The following is a 2,320-nucleotide window of genomic DNA, read 5'->3' as shown; positions in this document are numbered from 1 at the left end:
CGACGCGGGCGCGGGTCAGCTGAATCTGTGGCGTGGCATCCATGCCGGCCAGCCTAGCGGGGCTCCCCACCACCCCCTGCTGGCACAATGACCGTTCATGTCACGCCGCTACGTCCTCACGCTGGGTTGCCCCGACCGCATCGGCATCGTCGCCCGCATCGCCACGTTCCTCGCCGAGCTCGGCGGCACCATCGTGGAGGCGGCCTACCACGCGGACGAGAACTCCCGCTGGTTCTTCACCCGGCAGTCCGTGGACGCCGAGTCGATCGGGATGGACCTCGACGAGCTGCGCCGCCGCTTCTCACGGGTGGCCGCCGAGCTCGGCCCGGAGACGGACTGGAACATCGCCGACTCCAGCGAACCGAAGGACATCGTCGTCCTGGTGTCCAAGGAGGGGCACTGCCTGCACGACCTCATGGGCCGGGTGGACAGCGGGGACTTCCCCGCCCGCATCCGCGCCGTGATCGGCAACCACGACACCCTGCGGGGGATGACCGAGGCGCACGGCATCCCCTTCCACCACGTGCCGTTCCCGGCGGATCCGGCTGAGCGGGGCCCCGCGTTCGCCGAGGTGTCCTCGATCGTCGACGACATCGACCCGCACGCGATCGTCCTGGCCCGCTTCATGCAGGTCCTGCCGGATGACCTGTGCTCCCGCTGGGCCGGTCGCGCCCTCAACATCCATCACAGCTTCCTGCCGAGCTTCGTGGGGGCGCGCCCCTATCACCAGGCGCACATCCGGGGGGTCAAGCTCATCGGGGCGACCTGCCACTACGTCACCGCCGACCTCGACGAGGGACCGATCATCGAGCAGGACGTCATCCGCGTCGACCACGCGGCGACAGTGCAGGACATGGTCCGGCAGGGCCGCGACGCCGAGAAGCTGGTGCTGGCCCGCGGGCTGCGGTGGCACCTCGAGGACCGCGTCCTGGTCCACGACGCCCGGACCGTCGTCTTCACCTGAGACGAGGCCCAGCGACAGGAGAAGGCTCAGCCGCGGGAGAAACCGTGGCGCTCGGTGAGCAGGGTCTCGGCGGCGGACAGGAAGATCAACCGGGCGGCCGCGCCGGCCCGGGGAAGAATCGACCGGACCCGCTTCTCGAGCACGGCCTGGTCCATCCCCGCCCCGCGAACGGTCTCCACCAGAACGGTGAACGCCTCTGCCGCCCGGCTCTGACCCTCCATGAACAGGCGGCCGATCTTCTCGATACCCTCCTCGTCCACGCCGAGGACGATCAGGTCACGCAGGAGATCGGCCATGTAGACGTCGGAGAAGAAGTGGTCGGCTGCTCCCGGTTCGGTGATCAGACCGAGGGACTCCCCCACGTCGATCAACTCCTCGGGCATGTCGAACGAGGCGACCGCCTGGGACTCCGCCCGGGTGAGTCGCCGTCGGGACCCCGAGGGCCTGCGCTCGCCCCGTACGCTCTCGACCTCGAGCAACTCGGCGAGGGTGAACCCGTGCCGCTCGGCGATGAGCAGCTCCTCGATCGTGGCGAACGTGTATCCCCGGTTGAGCAGGCGAAGGATCAGGTCGAGCCGACTGCGGTGATCCGGCCCGTAGAGCGCGGTCCGGCCCTGTCGGATGGGCGGCTGGAGCAACCCGCGTTCCTGATAGACGCGGATATTGCGAACGGTCGCGCCGGAGGTCTCCGCCAGCTCCTCGATGCGCTGCAGCGGCGCGGACCCCCTGGCGCTCACCTGCGTCTGCCGCCGACGGCAGGCCTGACGTCGGCGAAGAACACCCCGACCGCCACCATCGCCACGATTCCGAGGATCCCGAACGGCCGGATCGCGAAGAAGAGGGCGGCTCCGGCGCAGATACCGATCCAGGCCGGTTTGGGCCACTTCCCCTCCATCGAGTACGCCGACGCGGGAGGAAGGACCGCCAGCACCAGGCCGACGAGCGCCCACGCCACGAGGGCCGCCTGGATCGCGAGCTGGATGAGGCCCCAGGTTCCGGGCAATGCATCTATCACAACCGCCAGTGTAGTCGGCGCGTCCGACACCCCGGCCATCGATGTTCACGGCGTGGAGTTGGGGGTTCGACGGCCCCGTGACGAGAGCCGCCCCCGGCCCGCTCGGGGAGAGCGGGCCGGGGGCGGCTGACTGCGGCCTCAGCCGCGGTGACTCACTTGCTGCCGGAGTCGGACGACTTGTCGGTCGACGACGAGGACTAGGTCGTCGAGGACGACGACGGCGTGCTGGCCGAGCCCGAACCGGAGGTCGAGCCCGAACCCGAGGTCGAGCCCGACGCCGACCCGGAGGTCGACTTGGTCGCCGAGGTGGACGCCGTCTTGGCGGCCGGGGTCGACTTGGT

The 2,320-nt window shown here is 69.9% G+C and carries 4 protein-coding genes; 1 reads left to right on the top strand and 3 read right to left on the bottom strand.

The window, feature by feature from the left end; translation table 11 throughout:
* Nucleotides 1-97: 97 nt before the first annotated feature.
* Nucleotides 98-964: a formyltetrahydrofolate deformylase gene (purU, locus tag G6021_RS12615; protein ID WP_179523420.1), complete on the top strand. Its 867-nt coding sequence runs from the start codon at nucleotides 98-100 to the stop codon at nucleotides 962-964.
* 26 nt (nucleotides 965-990) lie between these two features.
* On the opposite strand, the gene G6021_RS12610 is transcribed toward purU, so the two are convergent.
* The 3 genes from G6021_RS12610 to G6021_RS12600 form a co-directional block, all read right to left on the bottom strand.
* Nucleotides 991-1,701 (bottom strand): MerR family transcriptional regulator, encoded by a 711-nt coding sequence (locus G6021_RS12610; protein ID WP_182610498.1) that lies wholly within the window; start codon nucleotides 1,699-1,701, stop codon nucleotides 991-993.
* Nucleotides 1,698-1,979, bottom strand: coding sequence for a DUF2516 family protein (locus tag G6021_RS12605; RefSeq protein WP_179523422.1), 282 nt, complete (start codon nucleotides 1,977-1,979; stop codon nucleotides 1,698-1,700). The genes G6021_RS12610 and G6021_RS12605 overlap by 4 nt, the downstream gene beginning before the upstream one ends.
* Before the next feature lie 138 nt (nucleotides 1,980-2,117).
* Nucleotides 2,118-2,320: hypothetical protein (locus G6021_RS12600; RefSeq protein ID WP_182641438.1), on the bottom strand; the 203-nt coding region annotated here is incomplete at its 5' end.

This window comes from Dietzia sp. CW19 (genome assembly GCF_014145265.1).
GTDB lineage: Bacteria > Actinomycetota > Actinomycetes > Mycobacteriales > Mycobacteriaceae > Dietzia > Dietzia natronolimnaea.
The sequence above is the reverse complement of the archived record's forward strand: the minus strand, read 5'-3'. Positions and strand labels throughout refer to the sequence as shown.